This window comes from Aromatoleum evansii, from assembly GCF_045689615.1.
GTDB lineage: Bacteria > Pseudomonadota > Gammaproteobacteria > Burkholderiales > Rhodocyclaceae > Aromatoleum > Aromatoleum evansii.
This window is the reverse complement of sequence record NZ_CP141259.1, coordinates 3514373-3531324: the sequence shown is the minus strand read 5'-3', so window position 1 is coordinate 3531324 and position 16952 is coordinate 3514373. Positions and strand designations below refer to the sequence as shown.

The 16952-nt window shown below is 67.8% G+C and carries 15 protein-coding genes; 11 read left to right on the top strand and 4 right to left on the bottom strand.

Annotated features, from left to right (window positions below; genetic code table 11):
• Window positions 1-24 precede the first annotated feature (24 nt).
• Entirely contained in the window at window positions 25-966 is a 942-nt protein-coding gene (gene rocF / locus U5817_RS16550; protein WP_407278095.1) for an arginase, read from the bottom strand.
• A 325-nt stretch (window positions 967-1291) separates the two neighbouring features.
• Between rocF and U5817_RS16545 the strand changes: the two genes are divergently transcribed.
• Entirely contained in the window at window positions 1292-2197 is a 906-nt protein-coding gene (locus U5817_RS16545; RefSeq protein ID WP_407278094.1) for a DMT family transporter, read from the top strand.
• 254 nt (window positions 2198-2451) lie between these two features.
• Here the strand turns inward: U5817_RS16545 and U5817_RS16540 are convergent, their stop codons facing one another.
• Window positions 2452-4047, bottom strand: coding sequence for a sigma-54-dependent Fis family transcriptional regulator (locus U5817_RS16540; RefSeq protein ID WP_407278093.1), 1596 nt, complete (start codon window positions 4045-4047; stop codon window positions 2452-2454).
• 322 nt (window positions 4048-4369) lie between these two features.
• Between U5817_RS16540 and adh the strand changes: the two genes are divergently transcribed.
• From adh to U5817_RS16495, 9 genes are all read left to right on the top strand, one after another.
• Entirely contained in the window at window positions 4370-5890 is a 1521-nt protein-coding gene (gene adh, locus U5817_RS16535) for an aldehyde dehydrogenase (protein WP_407278092.1), read from the top strand.
• 181 nt (window positions 5891-6071) lie between these two features.
• Window positions 6072-6434 (top strand): DUF779 domain-containing protein, encoded by a 363-nt coding sequence (locus tag U5817_RS16530; protein WP_407278091.1) that lies wholly within the window; start codon window positions 6072-6074, stop codon window positions 6432-6434.
• Window positions 6435-6664: 230 nt separating this feature from the next.
• Complete coding sequence (locus U5817_RS16525; RefSeq protein ID WP_407278090.1) at window positions 6665-7657, top strand: ABC transporter substrate-binding protein; 993 nt, start codon at window positions 6665-6667, stop codon at window positions 7655-7657.
• Between the two features lie 62 nt (window positions 7658-7719).
• Entirely contained in the window at window positions 7720-8478 is a 759-nt protein-coding gene (locus U5817_RS16520; protein ID WP_407278089.1) for an ABC transporter permease, read from the top strand.
• Entirely contained in the window at window positions 8479-9243 is a 765-nt protein-coding gene (locus tag U5817_RS16515) for an ABC transporter ATP-binding protein (protein WP_407278088.1), read from the top strand.
• 4 nt (window positions 9244-9247) lie between these two features.
• A complete protein-coding gene (locus tag U5817_RS16510) occupies window positions 9248-10030 on the top strand; it encodes an ABC transporter ATP-binding protein (protein WP_407278087.1) in 783 nt (260 codons plus the stop codon).
• A gap of 60 nt (window positions 10031-10090) precedes the next feature.
• Window positions 10091-11077: a PQQ-dependent catabolism-associated beta-propeller protein gene (locus U5817_RS16505; RefSeq protein ID WP_407278086.1), complete on the top strand. Its 987-nt coding sequence runs from the start codon at window positions 10091-10093 to the stop codon at window positions 11075-11077.
• Window positions 11078-11093: 16 nt separating this feature from the next.
• Window positions 11094-12275 (top strand): ABC transporter substrate-binding protein, encoded by a 1182-nt coding sequence (locus tag U5817_RS16500; protein WP_407281087.1) that lies wholly within the window; start codon window positions 11094-11096, stop codon window positions 12273-12275.
• 16 nt (window positions 12276-12291) lie between these two features.
• Window positions 12292-13104, top strand: a complete 813-nt coding sequence (locus U5817_RS16495; RefSeq protein ID WP_407278085.1) for an ABC transporter permease — start codon at window positions 12292-12294, stop codon at window positions 13102-13104.
• Window positions 13105-13245: 141 nt separating this feature from the next.
• Here the strand turns inward: U5817_RS16495 and U5817_RS16490 are convergent, their stop codons facing one another.
• Window positions 13246-14088, bottom strand: coding sequence for a transporter substrate-binding domain-containing protein (locus U5817_RS16490; RefSeq protein ID WP_169127020.1), 843 nt, complete (start codon window positions 14086-14088; stop codon window positions 13246-13248).
• Window positions 14078-14539: a cytochrome c-550 PedF gene (pedF, locus tag U5817_RS16485; protein WP_211167007.1), complete on the bottom strand. Its 462-nt coding sequence runs from the start codon at window positions 14537-14539 to the stop codon at window positions 14078-14080. The genes U5817_RS16490 and pedF overlap by 11 nt, the downstream gene beginning before the upstream one ends.
• 251 nt (window positions 14540-14790) lie before the next feature.
• On the opposite strand from pedF, the gene U5817_RS16480 reads away from it, so the two are divergent.
• On the top strand, window positions 14791-16860 hold the full coding sequence (locus U5817_RS16480; protein WP_407278084.1) for a sigma-54-dependent Fis family transcriptional regulator: 2070 nt from the start codon (window positions 14791-14793) through the stop codon (window positions 16858-16860).
• The last annotated feature ends 92 nt before the right edge of the window (window positions 16861-16952 follow it).

Here is a 16952-nt window from a genome sequence, read left to right as displayed (position 1 = left end):
AGCGGGCTGGAGACTGCCGCCGCTTCAGCGTTTGCCGCGCGTCTGCCGGTGCATGCGCATCAACGTGCTCTTGCCGAACAGGCTCTCGACGAGGTCGACGGCCAGCTCCGCCGTCATGTTGCGGTGGTCGAGCGCGGGGTTGAGCTCGACGATGTCGAGCGAGGCGAGCTGCTCGGTGTCGGCGATCATCTCCATGCACAGTTCTGCCTCGCGGTAAGTGGGACCGCCGCGCACGGTGGTGCCGACGCCCGGTGCGATGGTCGGGTCGAGGAAATCGACGTCGAGGCTGACGTGCAGGTGCGTGTTTTCGTCGACGCCGGCGAGTGCCTGTTCCATCACCGCACGCATGCCGACTTCGTCGATGTAGCGCATGTCGAATACTTCCACGCCGAGTTCGCACAGGAAGCGCTTCTCGCCCTCGTCGACGCTGCGGATGCCGATCTGGCGGATCTCGGCCGGGAGCATTGCCGGGATGTGGCCGCCGATGCGCGTCAGCACTTCCGGGCCGTGGCCGCACAGGCAGGCGACGGGCATGCCGTGGATGTTGCCCGAAGGCGTCATCGTTGCGGTGTTGAGGTCGGCGTGCGCATCGAACCACAGCACGCGCAACTTCTTGCCGACGCTGCGGCAATGGCGCGCGACGGCGCTGATCGAGCCGATCGCGAGGCAGTGGTCGCCGCCCATCATCACCGGCAGGCGCCCGGCACGCAGCTCCGCGTAAACGGCCTCGTGCAGGATCTCGTTCCACTGTGCGACCTCCTGCAGGTGACGGAAGCCGCCGACCGCGGGCAGGTTGGGGTTGGTGGGGCCGGCGAGGTTGCCGCAGTCGCGCACGTCGGCGCCGAAGGCCGCGATCGCCGCGTGAATGTCCGCCACGCGCAGGGCCTCGGGGCCCATGCTGGCGCCGCGCGTGCCGGCGCCGACGTCGGTGGGAACGCCGATCAGGCTAACGTTGAGATTCGTCATGGTCTTGGTCTGCCCCGGGGCACGCGTCGTACGCGGCGGTTTAAGGATTCGGTTCGACCGGGTCCGGCGAGGAGTGGTTCGCCGGGCCCGGTCGTAGCTTCACGGCCCTGGTCGATGCCGATTTGCAGGGCCGAACTTTGAAGGATGCGGGCGTCAAACAGAATCGATAATTTTGTAGCGAAATACCACCAATCTGGCGAAATGTCAGGATCGAATGTCGATATGTTCAAATGCGGCATCTTTCGACCGTCTGCGGCTACCTCAGCTCGGGTATAAAGGCGCCTCGGCCGCATCGCGGCGAGATGAATTGTATGGGAGCCGGTGAATGAAGCGCGCGCAGGCCAACGGCCTCCTGCTGGTTGCAGCACTGATCTGGGGAACGGCCTTCGTCGCCCAGCAGACGGGCATGCGCGACGTGGGGCCCTTCACCTTCACCGGCGTGCGCTTCCTGTTCGGCGCCGTGGTGATCCTGCCGCTGGTCGCGCGCGAGCTGCGCCGCCTCGGGCGGCGCGGCGTGTGGTTGGATGGCCGCGACCTGGCCGGCGGCCTTGTGCTGGGCGTGGTGCTGTTCCTCGGCGCGGCCTTCCAGCAGATCGGCATCGCCGGCACCTCCGTGAGCAACGCCGGTTTCCTCACAGCCCTGTATGTGCCGCTGGTGCCGGTCGCGAGCGCGCTGCTGTTGCGCGAGCGCCTGCATTGGTCGGTGTGGCCGGCGAGTGCGGGCTGCCTCGGCGGCACCTTCCTGCTCGGGGGGGGCAGCCTCGCGGCGCTGTCGACGGGCGACCTGTGGGTGATCGCGAGCGCGGTGTTCTGGGCGGCACACGTGATGATGGTCGGACGGGTCGCCGCGCGCCACGGGGCGCCGATCACGATCGCGTGCCTGCAATTCGTGATGTGCGGCGTGCTGGGCATGGCGAGCGGTTTTTACGCCGAGGTCGTCAGTCTGGACGCGCTGGAGCGCGCGCTGCCGTCGATCGCCTACGCGGGCATCCTCTCGGTCGGCCTGGGATTCACGCTGCAGGTGGTCGCGCAACGCCACACGCTCGCGGCCGATGCGGCGATCCTGCTGAGCTGCGAGACCTTGTTTGCTGCACTCGCTGCGCGCATCTTCGTCGGCGAGGTGCTCACGCCGATGCAATTGGTGGGCGGCGGGCTGATCTTCGCGTGTGTGATGGCGATCCAGCTGCTGCCGCTCGCCCGGGCGCGCAGCGAGGCGGTGCAGCCAGCCTGACTTGTCGGGGCTGCGATCAGATACCACCGTTCGCCCTGAGCGAAGTAATCCCCGCCGCGGCGAGGCAAAGCGAGACGAAGAAACAGCCTCCGTTCGCCCTGAGCTTGTCGAAGGGCGGGGTCTCGGCAGGGCTTCGACAGGCTCAGCCCGAACGGTATTGGGCAGTCTGCAATGACATATGGAAGCTGTCTCTTGAGAGCGTGTCGAAGGGCTTAGGGCGAACGGTATTGGGTTGTCGGGTTAGTAGCCGAGGCTCACGCCGCGTTCTCGAACAATTCCGGCGGGATGTCCTCGGGGCACAGCTGGCTGGCCTCGTCGCCCATCAGGGCGAGCACGAGGCGGAGTTGGTTGCGCAGTTCGCGCAGGTTGCCCGGCCAGCGGTGTCGGTGCAGCAGGGCGAGGGCTTCGGGGCAGACATAGATCGACCGCCCGCCGCCGGCCTCACGCACGAAATGGCGCACCAGCTCATCGAAGTCGTCGCGCTCGCGCAGGGGCGGCAGGCTGATGATGTGGCCGCCGGACGCCTCGAAGGTGCGCAGGTCGAGTCGACCATCGCGGCGCAGCTCGGCGAGCGGCTGCCGTGCGGCACCGATCACGCGGGCGCGGCTGCCGTCGTGGGCGTCGAAGAGCCGCGCCTGCAGCGTGGCGGGCAGGGCGTCGATCTCCACCAGGAAGAGGATGCCGTTGGCGGCCTGTGCCCAGGCGCGATCGAGTTCCGCCGCCGCGGCTTCGCCGTCGGGCAGGGCTGTGCAGTCGATGCCGATCAGCGGTGCGTCCACGGTCGGTTTGTGGTCTTCATGGAAGGCGCGCACGAGATGCGCCTTGCCGGTCCCCATCTCTCCTTCGATCAGCAGCGGTGTCCATTCGGTCGCGCAGTTGCGCAGCGTGTCAACGATGCGCGCCATGCGTCCGTCGCCGTGGGCAATCGCACCCAGGCGTGAGTCGTCGCGGCGGGCGGTTCCGGCGCCGGATTCCGTGTCGGCGCGGCGCCGCGTCCGCAAGTTGGCACGCGCGATGAGTGTGCGTCCCTTCAGGTCGTAGAGCGGGAAGGGGGCGTCGGGCGCCTGCGCGGCCAGCGCGACGAGACTGCTCCAGGGCGTTGCGAAGCAGGCTTCGTAGGTCGTCGCGGGATGTCGTGCGTCCAGCCCGAGCATGCCGCGTCCCTTGCGGTTGCTAGCGACGAGCCGGCCGCCTTCGTCGAATACGACGAGGGCGTGCAGGGGATCTGCGAGCGCATCGCGGCGTGTGTGGAAGTGCAGGGTCAGGAAGCCGTCGTCCAGCGTTTCGAGCAGGCGGTGTTCGATCAGTTCGGCCGTGGTGCGCAGCAGTGCCTCGGCATGGGTCAGGTTCTCGCGCGCGTCCGACGACACATCGAGGATGCCGAGCATGCCGCCGGTCGGCGCGAGGATGGGGGTCGCGACGCAGGTCAGGATGCGGTTGCGCGCGAGGTAATGCTGGTCGCCCTGAACGGTGACGACCGTGCCGGTGTGCAGCGCCGTGCCGATCGCGTTGGTGCCCATCACGGCCTCGCTCCAGTCGACGCCGGGCCGCAGCGCAACCCGGCTGGCGCGGTCGAGGAAATCCGTGTGGCCCAGCGCGCTGAGGATCATGCCCTGGCGGTCGGCCAGCAGCACCGTGGAGGACGGGCTGCCGATCTGGCGGTACAGGCCTTCGATCATCGGGCGCGAGAAGGCCAACAGGCGGTTGTTTGCCGCGATGCGGTCCGTGAGTTCGCCCGGCGCGAGCGCCGTGTCGTTGAGCGGTTCGTCCGGCCGCAGCCCGTGCTCGCGGCTGCGCTGCCACGATGCGATGAGGGATTCCGGCCGGGATGTCGGGGGTGAAGCTGCCATCATGGGGTGCGATGAAGCATGAATCATTCCTTTCGAGCTGAAACCCTCGTGCTACCAGGGGTTTCGCGCAAGTGAGGGAATCGTCGAGCCCGCGCATCTGTCCCGCATTGGGACAGGTGTTGTCTTGTTGAGCAGCGGAGGACAGGGGCGGACACGCCTGCGGAGCGTCGCCGGAATGTCCCGTTTTGAGGCGCAAATGTTTGTGCACAAAAGGAAAACCGCCTCCCCCGAGAATATTCGACGGGGCTGGCACGCCGCCTGCGGAAGGGATGGCGACGCGAGACAGCGTTTTGACCACCCAACACTTCTGGAGACGAGTTCAATGATCTACGAGATGCCCGGCAAGGCAGGCGCCAAGGTCCAGTTCAAGACGCGCTACGACAACTTCATCGGCGGCAAGTGGGTCGCCCCGGTGCGCGGGCAGTACATGGACAACATCACCCCCATCACCGGGCGCAAGTTCTGCGAAGTGGCGCGCTCCAGCGCCGAAGACATCGAGCTCGCGCTGGATGCCGCGCATGCCGCCGCCGACAAGTGGGGCCGCACCCCCGTCGCCGAGCGCGCCCGCATCCTGACCCGCATCGCCGACCGCATCGAGGAGAACCTCGAACTCGTCGCCTACGCCGAGACGGTCGACAACGGCAAGCCGATCCGCGAGACGATGGCCGCCGACATCCCGCTCGCGATCGACCACTTCCGCTACTTCGCCGGTTGCATCCGCGCGCAGGAAGGCTCGCTCGCCGAACTCGACGACAACACCGTCGCCTACCACTTCCACGAGCCGCTGGGCGTCGTGGGCCAGATCATCCCGTGGAACTTCCCGATCCTGATGGCGGCGTGGAAGCTCGCGCCGGCGCTTGCCGCGGGCAACTGCGTGGTGCTGAAGCCTGCCGAATCGACCCCGGTCGGCATCCTCGTGCTGATGGAGCTGATCGCGGACCTGCTGCCGGCGGGCGTGCTCAACATCGTCAACGGCCTCGGCCGCGAAGCCGGCGTGCCGCTCGCGACCAGCAGCCGCATCGCCAAGATCGCCTTTACCGGCTCGACCACCACCGGCCGCCTGATCATGCAGGCCGCGTCGCAGAACATCATCCCGGTGACGCTGGAACTTGGCGGCAAGTCGCCCAACGTGTTCTTCGAGGATGTCGCCGCGGCCGACGACGAGTTCTTCGACAAGGCGATCGAAGGCTTCGTGCTGTTCGCGCTGAACCAGGGCGAAGTGTGCACCTGCCCGTCGCGTGCGCTGATCCACGAGTCGATCTACGACCGCTTCATGGACCGCGCGCTCGCCCGCGTGAAGGCGATCAAGCAGGGCAACCCGCTCGACACCGAGACGATGATCGGCGCGCAAGCCTCGACCGAGCAGATGCAGAAGATCATGTCCTACATCGATCTCGGCAAGCAGGAGGGCGCGCAGCTCCTGACCGGCGGCGAGGCGGCACGCTTCGGCGGTGACATCGCGGAAGGCTTCTACATCAAGCCGACGGTGTTCAAGGGCCACAACAAGATGCGCATCTTCCAGGAGGAAATCTTCGGGCCGGTGCTGTCGGTGACGACCTTCAAGGATGAGGCCGAGGCGCTCTCCATCGCCAACGACACGCTCTACGGCCTGGGCGCCGGCGTGTGGTCGCGCGACGGCAGCCGCGCCTACCGCATGGGCCGCGGCATCAAGGCCGGCCGTGTGTGGACCAACTGCTACCACCTGTACCCCGCGCACGCCGCGTTCGGCGGCTACAAGCAGTCGGGCATCGGTCGCGAGACCCACAGGATGATGCTCGACCACTACCAGCAGACCAAGAACCTGCTGGTGAGCTACAGCCCCAACGCGCTCGGATTCTTCTGAGCGCGTTGCCAAGGTCTCGCGCTCGCGTCCTTCCGGGCGCGAGGCCGGTCGGGCGCATCCAAACGCCCGTCTTGCTCATGGTGTTCTTCTCTCCCTCTCTTCCGTCTACAGCGGTGGAGATTCACGGGCGGCCCAGGCCGCCCGTTTTTTTCGCCGCGTCGCGGCGTGCAAGGAGTCAGTCATGGTCCAGCGTGTCATCGCCACCGAAAGTGCCGAAGAACTCATCGCACGTCTCATCACGAAGCACGGCCCGGTGATGTTCCACCAGTCGGGCGGCTGCTGCGACGGCAGCGCGCCGATGTGCTATCTGCGCGCGGAGTTCCTGACCGGTCCTGCCGACATCCTGCTCGGCGAGATCGGCGGCAGTCCCTTCTACATCAGCCGCGCCCAGTATGAATATTGGCAGCATACGCAGCTGATCATCGATGTCGTCGAAGGTCGCGGCGGGATGTTCTCGCTCGAGGGGCCGGAAGGGCTTACCTTCCTCACTCGCTCGCGCCTATTTACGGACGAGGAACTGGATCAGCTCGCAAAGGCCGCCTGATCATGCTCTATGCTTGAAGGACGTGTCCGGGCCGCTTCAACGGTCCGTGACATGCGGCTCTCCACCGGGTGTTCCGAAATGGAGCAGGTGTTCCATCGTGGAGCAGGTGAATCGGCGTGGGGGCGAATGCGAACCGGTGACGCATTGCTGGATCGAATCCTGCATTGGTACTACGACCTCGGCCGGCTCGATCCGGCAGATGGCAACACAAGAACGATGGAGACACTTCGATGCTGCGCCACTTCACGCGTGCGTGCCTTGCGGCCGCTGCGCTCTTCGCCTGCCTGATCGCCCCGCTCGGCGCCGCCGATCCGGCCGTGATCCGCATCGGCGTGCTGCAGTACGGCACCGTGAGCTGGGAGCTCGAGGTGATGAAGCGCCAGGGCTTTGCCGAACGCGAGGGCGTGCGCATCGAGGTGGTGCCGCTCGCGCAGAAGGACGCGGCGAACGTCGCGCTGCAGGGCGGGGCGGTGGACCTCATCGTGAATGACTGGATCTGGGTCGCGCGCCAGCGCGCCGAAGGGCGCGACTTCGCCTTCGTGCCGTACTCGCGCGCCGTGGGCGGCATCATGGTGCGACCGGATGCAAATGTGCGCACGCTCGCCGACCTGCGCGGGCAGCGCCTGGGGGTCGCCGGTGGTGCGCTCGACAAGAGCTGGCTCTTGCTGCGTGCCTATGCGCGCAAGACCGTCGGCGAGGACGCCGCGACGCTGGTGAAACCCGACTTCGGCGCACCGCCGCTGCTCAACGCGCTGATGCTCAAGGGGGAGCTTCCGGCGGTGATGAACTTCTGGCACTTCTCGGCGCGTCTGCGCGCGGCGGGGATGCGCGAGCTCCTGTCCCTCGACGAGGTCCTCAAGGGGCTCGGCGTCGATGGCGAGTTGCCGATGATCGGCTGGGTGTTCCGTGACGAATGGGCGGCGAAGAACCGCGCGGCCTTCGAAGGCTTCCTGCGGGCGGGCGCGCAGGCGCGGCGCCACATGCAGACCTCCGACACGGTGTGGGAGGAGCTGCGCCCGCTCACGCGCGCCGAGGACGACGCGACGCTCGCGGCCTTGCGCGACGGTTTCCGCGCAGGCATTCCCGGCGAGGACGTCGCGCACGCTGAGCGTACTGCGCGGCGCGTGTTCGCGATCCTCGCGCAGGAGGGTGGAGCTGAGCTCGTCGGCGCCGCCACGGCCTTGCCCCCCGGCACCTTCTGGCGCACGGGCGCCCCGCGCTGATGAAGGCCGGTGCCGATGAATCCGCTTCCTGGCCGCTGCCGGCCGCGCCGCTCAGGCGAGCGATGAAACGCCACGGCCCGCAGGGCGAAGGGTGGTTGCGTGCGGTTTCACTCGCCGCCTTCCTTGTGCTGTGGCAGCTCGCAGCAACGCTTTTTGCCAGCCAGACGCTGCCCCCACCGGCCGCCGTTTTCGCGCGCATCGCCGCCGAGACCTCCTCGCTCGCACTACCCACGCACCTGGCCATCACGCTCGCGCGCGTCGCCGTCGCCTTCGGGCTGGCGATGGCCCTCGGTGCCGCGATCGGCATCGCCATGGGGCGCTGGCGCCGGCTCGATGCGCTGCTCGACGGCTGGCTCGTGCTCGGGCTCAACATCCCCGCGCTCGTCACCATCATCCTGTGCTACGTGTGGTTCGGGCTGAACGACGCCGCCGCGATCGTTGCCGTGGCGCTCAACAAGATCCCCACCGTCGTCGTCACCGTGCGCGAAGGCGCGCGCGCCATCGATGCCCGCCTGATGCAGGTCGCCCACGCCTACCGTCTGCCGCGGCTGCGCACCTTCACCCACGTCTATCTGCCCCAGCTCTATCCCTACCTGATGGCAGCCGCGCGCTCGGGGCTGTCGCTCATCTGGAAGATCGTCCTCGTCGTCGAGCTTCTCGGGCGCAGCAACGGAGTCGGATTCCAGCTCAACATGTTCTTCCAGCTCTTCGACATCGCAGGCATCCTCGCCTACACGCTCGTGTTCGCCGCAGTCGTGCTCGTCGTCGAGGCGGCCGGGCTGCGTCCGCTCGAACGGCGGCTCACGCGCTGGAGATCCTGAATGCTCGACATCGCCATCGACCGCAAGACCTATCCCGACCGCGCCGGGGCCCCGCATCTGGCGCTCGCCGGGCTCAAGCTCACGGCCGCGCCGGGCGAGTTCGTGTGCGTGGTGGGCCCCTCGGGCTGCGGCAAGAGCACGCTGCTCAACGTCGTCGGCGGGCTCGATCGCGACGTCGAGGGCCGCGTGTGCCTCGCCGGCGCCGACACCGCCCACGACATCGGCTTCATGTTCCAGGAGCCGCGCCTGATGCCCTGGCTCACCGTGCTCGAGAACGTGCTGCTCGTCACCGACGCGAGCCCCGCGACGCGCCAGCGCGCGCGCGAACTCCTCGTCGCGATGGGCCTCGCCGACGTGCTCGACGCCTACCCCGGGCGCCTCTCCGGCGGCATGCAGCGGCGCGTCGCCCTCGCGCGCGCCTTCGTGATCGAACCGAAGCTGCTGCTGATGGACGAGCCCTTCGTCTCGCTCGATGTGCCCACTGCCAATCGCCTGCGCGCGATGCTGGTCGAACAGTGGCAGCGCTCGCGTGCGACCGTGCTCTTCGTCACCCACGACCTGCGCGAGGCGCTCGCGCTCGCCGACCGCATCTGCTTCCTCTCGGCCGCGCCCGGGCGTGTCGTGCTCGAACTCCCCCTCGCGCTCGCACGTCCACGCGCCCCGGATGGTGCCGCCGTGCAGGCGCTGCACGCCGAGCTTCTTGCCCGGCACCCTGAGCTCCTCGCGGGGCTCACCAGCGACCCGGACGAGATCAAGGATGAATGAGCGCATGAATGCCACCCTCGACGCCTCTCCCGTGAGCCGCAATGCGACGCAGGCGGGCGCCGCGCTCGAGCTCGCCGACGTGCGCAAGTCCTACGGCGCGCGGGAAGCCCTGCGCGGCGTCACGCTCGCCGTGCGCCGCGGCGAGTTCGTCGCGCTGCTGGGCCCCAACGGTGCGGGCAAGAGCACGCTGTTCCAGCTCCTGACCGGCCTCTTCAACGCCGACTCCGGGCGGCTCGTCGTGTGCGGCCACGACATCCGCAAGGCGCCGGTCGCGGCGCTCGCGCACCTGGGCGTGGTGTTCCAGCAGAGCACGCTCGACCTCGACCTGGGCGTCGCCGCGAACCTCAAGTTCCACGCCGCGCTGCACGGTCTCGGCGGGCGCCACGCACGCGAACGCGTCGCCGACGCGCTGGCCCGCCTCGGCCTCACCGAGCGCGCAGGCGACCCCGTGCGCGAACTCTCCGGCGGCAACCGGCGCAAGGTCGAGCTCGCGCGCGCCCTCGTGCACGAACCCGCAGTGCTGCTCATGGATGAGGCCACCGTCGGTCTCGACCCGGCCTCGCGCCGCCAACTCCTCGACGAAGTGCTCGCGCTGCGCGACCGTGGGGTGGCCGTGCTGTGGGCGACCCACCTCGTCGACGAGGCCGAAGCGGCCGACCGCGTCGTCGTGCTGCACCGCGGCCAGATCCTCGCCGAGGGGCGCCCGCAAGAGCTCGCCGCCCAGGCCGGTACCGCGACGCTCGCCGACGCCTTCCTGCACATGACGGGGGGCGAACGCAGCGACTGAACGCTTCTGCCGCCCTCATCGACCACAAGAACCAGAAACCACCCCGAGAGGAGACCCCGCTTGATCCCCCGCACCCCCCGCACCCGACTCATCGCCGCCGCTGTCCTCGCGCTCGCGGCTACCACCGCCGCCGCCAAAGGCACCGGCTACGTCTTCGTCAGCAGCGAGAACGACCACGCCGTGACCGTGCTCGACAGCAAGAGCTGGCAGGTCGTCAAGACCATCGCCACCGGCCAGCGCCCGCGCGACATGCGTCTCGCGCCCGACCGCAGCCAGCTCTATGTGATCGCCAGCAAGGCCAACCGTGTCGACGTCATCGACATCGCGCAGCTCAAGGTGGCGCACAGCATCCCCGTCGGCGAGGATCCCGAAATGTTCGACCTCTCGCCCGACGGCAAGCGCCTTTACGTCTCGAACGAGGAGGACGCGCAGGTATCCGTGATCGACGTCGCGACGAAGAAGGCCGTCGCCCGCATCGAGGTCGGCGAGGAGCCCGAGGGCGTGCGCCTGTCGCCGGACGGCAAGCGCGTGTATGCGACCTCCGAGGTCGCCAACATGGTCCACGTCATCGATACGGCAACGCACAAGATCCTCGCCAACGTCGTCGTTGCCAACCGCCCGCGCCGCTTCGCGATGACGCCCGACGGCGCCGAGGTGTGGGTCACGAGCGAGCTGGGCGGCAAGGTCACGGTGCTCGACGGTGCAACGAACGCGGTCAAGGCCACCGTCGCCTTCACGCCCAAGGGCTTTCGCGCCGACGACGTCACCCCGGTCGGCATCGCGATGACGGGCGACGGCAAGACCGCCTACGTCACGCTCGGGCGCGCCAACCACATCGCCGTGGTCGATGTCGCCAGCCGCAAGGTCGAGAACTACGTGCTGGTGGGCAACCGTGCGTGGGGAGCCACGCTCAATCGCGACGGCAGCCTCCTGTTCGTCGCCAACGGTCTTTCGGACGACATCTCCATCGTCGACACCAAGAGCCGCAAGGTGCTGCGTTCGGTGCCGGTCGGGCGCGTGCCGCACACGGTGGTGATCGACGATTGAGGGCGGCCCCATGCGCATGAACTTTGGACGACTCCTGCGGGTGAGCCTCGGCGTCACCGCGCTCGCCTTGACCGCCTCGGCCTTTGCCGCCACCAGCGTGCGCCTCGCTCACCTCGAGCTGGAGAGCGATGCGCGCTACGACGAGACGAAGCTCTTCTTCCGCGGCCTCGCGCAGCCCCTCGGCCGGCCCTTCGCTGGCGCCGAGGTCGCGTTGCGCGAAGCGCGCTTCGTCGGCCAGGCGGTGGGCGCCGAGTTCGCGCTCGAACGCGTCACGGGCGCCGACGCCAAGGCGCTCGCAGCAGCGATCGACAAACTCAACAAGGAAGGCGTGCGCTATTTCCTGCTCGATGCCCCCGGTGCGGTGGTGGCCGAGGTCGCGAAGGCGGTGCGGGGCAGGGAGCTGCTGCTCTTCAACGTTTCCGCACCCGACGATGCGCTGCGCCAGGCGCAGTGCCAGCCGAACCTCCTGCACACCCTGCCCAACGACGCGATGCGCATGGACGCGCTCGCGCAGTACCTGGTGTCGAAGAAGTGGAGGAACGTCCTCATGCTCGAAGGCCCGCGCCCCGAGGACAAGCTCATGGCGGAGGCCTTCGACCGTGCCGCGAAGCGCTTCGGCGTGAAGCTCGTCGAGCGTCGCCCCTTCGTGCTCTCCAACGACCCGCGCCAGCGCGACCAGGGCAACGTCGCGCTGCTCACCGCCGGCAGTGATCACGACGTCATCTTCGTCGCCGACACGGACGGCGAGTTCGCGCGCAGCGTCCCCTACCGCACGGTGCGCGCACGCCCGGTGGTGGGCAGCGAAGGCCTCGCCGCCGCGGCCTGGTCGTGGGCGTGGGAGCGCCACGGCGCGCCGCAACTCAACAGTCGCCTGGAAAAGCACGCCGGGCGCAAGATGGCCGACCCCGACTGGGCCGCATGGATCGCGGTGAAGGCGGTGGTCGAGGCGGTCGTGCGCACGCAGAACGCTCCCTTCGCCACGGTCGCGAAATACCTCAAGGGCGAGGAGATCACGCTCGACGGCTTCAAGGGCAACCGCCTGGGCTTCCGCCCGTGGGACAACCAGCTGCGTCAGCCCGTGCTGCTCGCCACCCACAACGCCGTGATCGAGCGCGCCCCGATCGCGGGCTTCCTGCACCCGACCAACAACCTCGACACCCTCGGCTTCGACCAGCGCGACAGCCGCTGCGCGTTCTGAACGGAAAGGATGGCCCATGAGACTCTCCCACGCCGGGCTCGCGCTGCAGGCCATCGCCGGGCGCGAGCTCGCCAAGTTCGTGCGCCAGGGCGGACGCTTCGCCTCGGCCCTCGTGCGCCCGCTGCTGTGGCTCGTCGTCTTCGCGGCGGGCTTCCAGAACGTCTTTGGCGTCTCGATCATCCCGCCCTACGACACCTACATCCCGTACCAGGTCTACATCGTGCCGGGCCTGCTGGGCATGGTGCTGCTCTTCAACGGCATGCAGTCCTCGCTCGCGATGGTGTACGACCGCGAGATGGGGATGATGCGGCTGCTGCTCACCGCGCCGCTGCCGCGCGGGTATCTGCTCTTCGCCAAGCTCCTTGCCGGCACCCTGCTGTCGGTGCTGCAAGCCTACGTCTTTCTCGTGATCGCATGGCTCTTCGGCGTCGAGGTGCCGTGGTCGGGCTGGCTCACCGCCCTGCCGGTGATCGTGCTCGCGGGCATGATGCTGGGCGCGCTGGGGCTGCTGCTGTCGGTGCAGGTGCGCCAGCTGGAGAACTTCGCCGGCACGATGAACTTCGTGATCTTCCCGATGTTCTTCGTCTCGCCCGCGCTGTATCCGCTGTGGAAGCTGGAGGAGTCAGGTGCGGCCGTCGTGCATGCGGTGGCGCAGTGGAACCCCTTCACGCACGCGGTCGAGGCGATCCGCTTCGCGCTCTACGGCCAGTTCGCCGCCACCTCGCTCGCGATCGTCGCGGGCTGCCTGGCGGTGTTCTTCGTCCTCGCGGTGCGCGGCTACGATCCGCAACGTGGGATGCTCAGGCGGGCGGGGGGCAAGCCTGCTTGACCCCTGATGTCACGCCATGGAGCAGGTGCTCCAAAACGGAACAACAAGGTAAAAAAGGAAGCCGGATGTTCGGCAAAACCTTGCATAGGTTTGATCGAGCATCCGGCAATCTTTCGGGGCGCAGAGTGCCCCGAAGTGCGTTCAGGGAACCCTGTGGGTGACGCCGTGGGCCGAGAAGATGCGAGCGAGCTCGCCCGAGCGCTGAATGTCCGCCAGCGCCTCCGAAAGGGCAGCGGCCAGATCCTTGTGGTCTGCCTTCACGGCCATCCCCAGCGGCCAGCCTTTCACGCGCAATTCGGGCATGGTCAGCGTGTCGATTGCGAACTGCCGCTGCTCCTTGAATGCGCCCTCAAGCTGGCTGCGTGGCGCCATCACCGCGCTCACTTCACCCTTCGCCATCGCCGCAGCAGCTTCGGCGACACTGCGGAAATGCACGACGTTGTCGCGCAGGCGGCCGTTCATCACGTGGAGCATGAAGTCGCTCGCGTGGGTGTCGAGTTCGACGCCGATCTTCTCGCGCGTGAAGACTTCGAATGCGACCGCGGCCGAACCGGCGACCGACGGCACGCGCTCGGGATTGCGCGCGATCGCGATCGTCTCGAGGTGGTAGGGGCCGAAGATCGCCACCTTGTCGTTCTGGGCCGCGAACTGGGCATCCACGGGCACATGCATCATCACGTCGGCCGGGCGGTGGCCGAGGTAATGCCCTTTCCACACCATGTTGCGCAGGTCGTCGTTCATGTTCTCGTCGGCCGGGAACTCGACGATCTCCGCACGCAGTCCCAGGCGCTCGGCCAGCGACTGCGCGAGGGCCACGTCTATCCCCTTGCCGCGCGCCGAGAAGGGCGCGTAGTCGGCATAGACGGCCACCCGCAGGGTGCCCGCCTGCTGCACTTCGGGCTGTGCGGCCGCATGGGCCGGGAGCAGGGCGCCTGCCATCATGGCGCCCGCTGCGATCAGGAATGCGCGTCGGTCATTTTTCACGTACGGTCTCCAGCCAGGCCTTGATTGCCCACATTGCCTCCTGCGACAGCATGCCCTCGAACGGCGGCATGTATACGGCGCCGTTGCGGCTCACGCCATTGCGGATGCGCTGCAGGAAATACTCGTCCGTTTCGGGCGCGATGTCGAGCTTGCGCAGGTCGGGCGCGATACCACCGGATACCGCGCCAAGACCGTGGCAGCGCGCGCAGTTCTGGTTGTAGGCCGAATCGCCGATGCGGATCGCTTCAGTGTTGTCGCGGTAGGGGTTCACCTCGCGCCAGTCCTCGCCGAGCTTCGGCAGCGTCGATACATCCACCGCCTGCGGCGTCACGTCGCCGTGTGCGTGGGCCAGTCCCGCTCCGAGCGCGAGTCCCACGGCCAGGGCCGCGGCGCGCAGTTTGCGGGTCAATGTCTCCTTGTCGTTGTGCTTGTCCACCTTCTGATTCCTCATCTCTGATTGACGACGCCCGGGGTGCCGGATCTGCACAGTCCTTCGCAAGCCCTGTGCCACGTCGGTCGAGCGTGACGAAAACGGCCTATTTCCTTGGTAAGGCGCCTGAAAGCTGCTGGCAGGAAAATTGCTCCTCTGTTGTTGCCGAGTCGGATGACCGATTGCTTCGACCTGGTGCAGGTGCTACTTTCTGACACAAGGGACAAACAAAAAAATAGTCCCAAAAGTGACGCGCAGGAGAGGAGGAGAAGATGGCCGTATTGCCGCAGTTGCGGGATCGCCGCGAGAACACCATTTCGGACGCGCGACGATTTTTCTTCGAGCTTGGTCAGACGCCAGAGGCCGGGCTCGCCCCTCCTGTGCTGCGTTCCTGGCAGCGCTGTCGCACTGGCGGGCTCGACCACCTCGATGCCTACCTGATCGATCCTGCAGGCCGCGCCCAGCTCTCCGATGCGCGCGATCGCAGCGCGAGGCTGCTGGAGCACGCCGGCGGGATCATGGAGCACGTGTTCGAGCAGATCCGCGCCTCCGGCAGCATGGTCATCCTCGCCGACACGCGGGGCATGATCCTGCACTGCCTCGGTGATCCGGACTTCGTCGGCCGCGCGCAACGTGTCGCCCTGCAGCCCGGTGCGTCGTGGGACGAGGCGGTTCGCGGCACCAACGCGATCGGCACCGCAATCCAGGAAGGTGCCGCGGTCGAGATCCATGGTGCGGAGCACTACCTTGAACGCAACGGGTTTTTGACCTGCAGTGCGGCGCCGGTGTTCAACGCCCAGGGGCACGTTGCCGGCGTGCTCGACATCTCGGGCGACTCGCGCAACAACCAGCGCCATACGCTCGGCCTCGTGCGCCTGTCGGTGCAGCTGCTGGAAAAACGCCTCTTCGAGGCGGAGTTCGCCAAAGAGGTCCGCATCGCCTTCCATCCTCGCCCCGAATACGTCGGCAGCCTTCAGGAAGCGATGCTCGCGGTCGATGCCGATGGGCGGATCGTGGGTGCCAACCCGGTCGCGCGCGAATGGCTGGCCCTGCCGGCCGGGCTCGCCGATGCACCCACTTTCGGCAGCCTGTTCCGTACGGGCTTCGGTCAGCTGCTCGACCGCGCCGTCAATGCCCCCGACGACCTGCTGCTGCTCGAGATGCGCCGCGGCGAAGCCGTGTATGTGCAGGTGCGCGGCCATCGCCGCCCACGCGCCGAGGTTTCTGCGCCGCGACTGCAGCAGTCCGTGGCGGACCCGGCAAGACCGGCGGGCAAACCCTGCGACCGCTCCAAGTCGCTCATCACGCTCGATTGCCTCGCGACCGGCGACGCGCGCCTGCAACTGGCGCTTGACCGTGCGCGCCGCGTGCAGGGCAAGGACATCCCGTTGCTGATCCAGGGCGAGTCGGGCGTCGGCAAGGAGCTCTTCGCGCGCGCCTTCCACAACAGCGGTGCACGCAACGACGGCCCCTTCGTTGCGCTCAACTGCGCGGCGATTCCGGAAAATCTCATCGAGTCCGAACTCTTCGGCTATGTCGGCGGGGCCTTCACCGGTGCACGGCGCGAGGGGGCGGTCGGCAAGCTGCAGCAGGCGCACGGGGGAACCCTGTTCCTCGACGAGATCGGCGACATGCCGCTGGGCATGCAGGCGCGCCTGCTGCGCGTGCTGCAGGAGCGCAGCGTCACGCCGATCGGCTCGATGAAGTCGATCCCGGTCGATATCTCCCTCGTGTGCGCGACGCACCGTGTGCTGCGCGACGCCGTCAAGCAGGGCCTGTTCCGCGAGGACCTCTACTACCGCGTCAACAGCCTCACCGTGACCCTGCCGCCACTGCGCGAGCGCACCGACATCCGCCACATCGTCACCAACCTGCTCGAGATGGAAGCCGCGGACCGCCGCAGCGGCCCGATCGGCATTAGCGAGGAGGTCATGGGCTTCTTCGAGCGCTATCCGTGGCCGGGCAACGTCCGTCAGCTGCAGAACGTTATCCGGGTGGCGGTCGCGCTGCTCGACGACGACGAGCACGAGATCGCCTCGGTGCATCTGCCCGAGGAGCTCTTCGGCATCGACGGCGGCGACGAGGTCGCGGAGCCGCTTCAACGGCCGGTGGCGCTCGCGGCACAGGCGGCCGCCTCGCCATTCGCGGCCGCGTTGCCTGCAGCGTCCGCAGCGATCGTGCCTCAGGCAGCCGCTGCAAGCACGCCGCGCAGCCTCGATGAAATCGAACTCGAAGCGATCACCACCGTGATGCGCGAGGTAGGGGGGAACGTCTCCGCCGCCGCGCGTAGACTGGGCGTCAGCCGCAACACCCTTTACCGCAAACTGGGCAAGTTGAACTGAAGTGTGAAAACCATGCTTGCGGCATGGTTCGTGGCATGATATTTGCGATCTGCGACACGTTGTCCCGAAGCGAAACAAACGACGGAGGAGTA

Coding starts and splice junctions, on each gene's coding strand:
- rocF (WP_407278095.1), bottom strand. CDS start 966: ATGACGAATCTCAACGTTAGCCTGATCGGCGTTCCCACCGACGTCGGC.
- U5817_RS16545 (WP_407278094.1), top strand. CDS start 1,292: ATGAAGCGCGCGCAGGCCAACGGCCTCCTGCTGGTTGCAGCACTGATC.
- U5817_RS16540 (WP_407278093.1), bottom strand. CDS start 4,047: ATGGCAGCTTCACCCCCGACATCCCGGCCGGAATCCCTCATCGCATCG.
- adh (WP_407278092.1), top strand. CDS start 4,370: ATGATCTACGAGATGCCCGGCAAGGCAGGCGCCAAGGTCCAGTTCAAG.
- U5817_RS16530 (WP_407278091.1), top strand. CDS start 6,072: ATGGTCCAGCGTGTCATCGCCACCGAAAGTGCCGAAGAACTCATCGCA.
- U5817_RS16525 (WP_407278090.1), top strand. CDS start 6,665: ATGCTGCGCCACTTCACGCGTGCGTGCCTTGCGGCCGCTGCGCTCTTC.
- U5817_RS16520 (WP_407278089.1), top strand. CDS start 7,720: ATGAAACGCCACGGCCCGCAGGGCGAAGGGTGGTTGCGTGCGGTTTCA.
- U5817_RS16515 (WP_407278088.1), top strand. CDS start 8,479: ATGCTCGACATCGCCATCGACCGCAAGACCTATCCCGACCGCGCCGGG.
- U5817_RS16510 (WP_407278087.1), top strand. CDS start 9,248: ATGAATGCCACCCTCGACGCCTCTCCCGTGAGCCGCAATGCGACGCAG.
- U5817_RS16500 (WP_407281087.1), top strand. CDS start 11,094: ATGAACTTTGGACGACTCCTGCGGGTGAGCCTCGGCGTCACCGCGCTC.
- U5817_RS16495 (WP_407278085.1), top strand. CDS start 12,292: ATGAGACTCTCCCACGCCGGGCTCGCGCTGCAGGCCATCGCCGGGCGC.
- pedF (WP_211167007.1), bottom strand. CDS start 14,539: ATGAGGAATCAGAAGGTGGACAAGCACAACGACAAGGAGACATTGACC.
- U5817_RS16480 (WP_407278084.1), top strand. CDS start 14,791: ATGGCCGTATTGCCGCAGTTGCGGGATCGCCGCGAGAACACCATTTCG.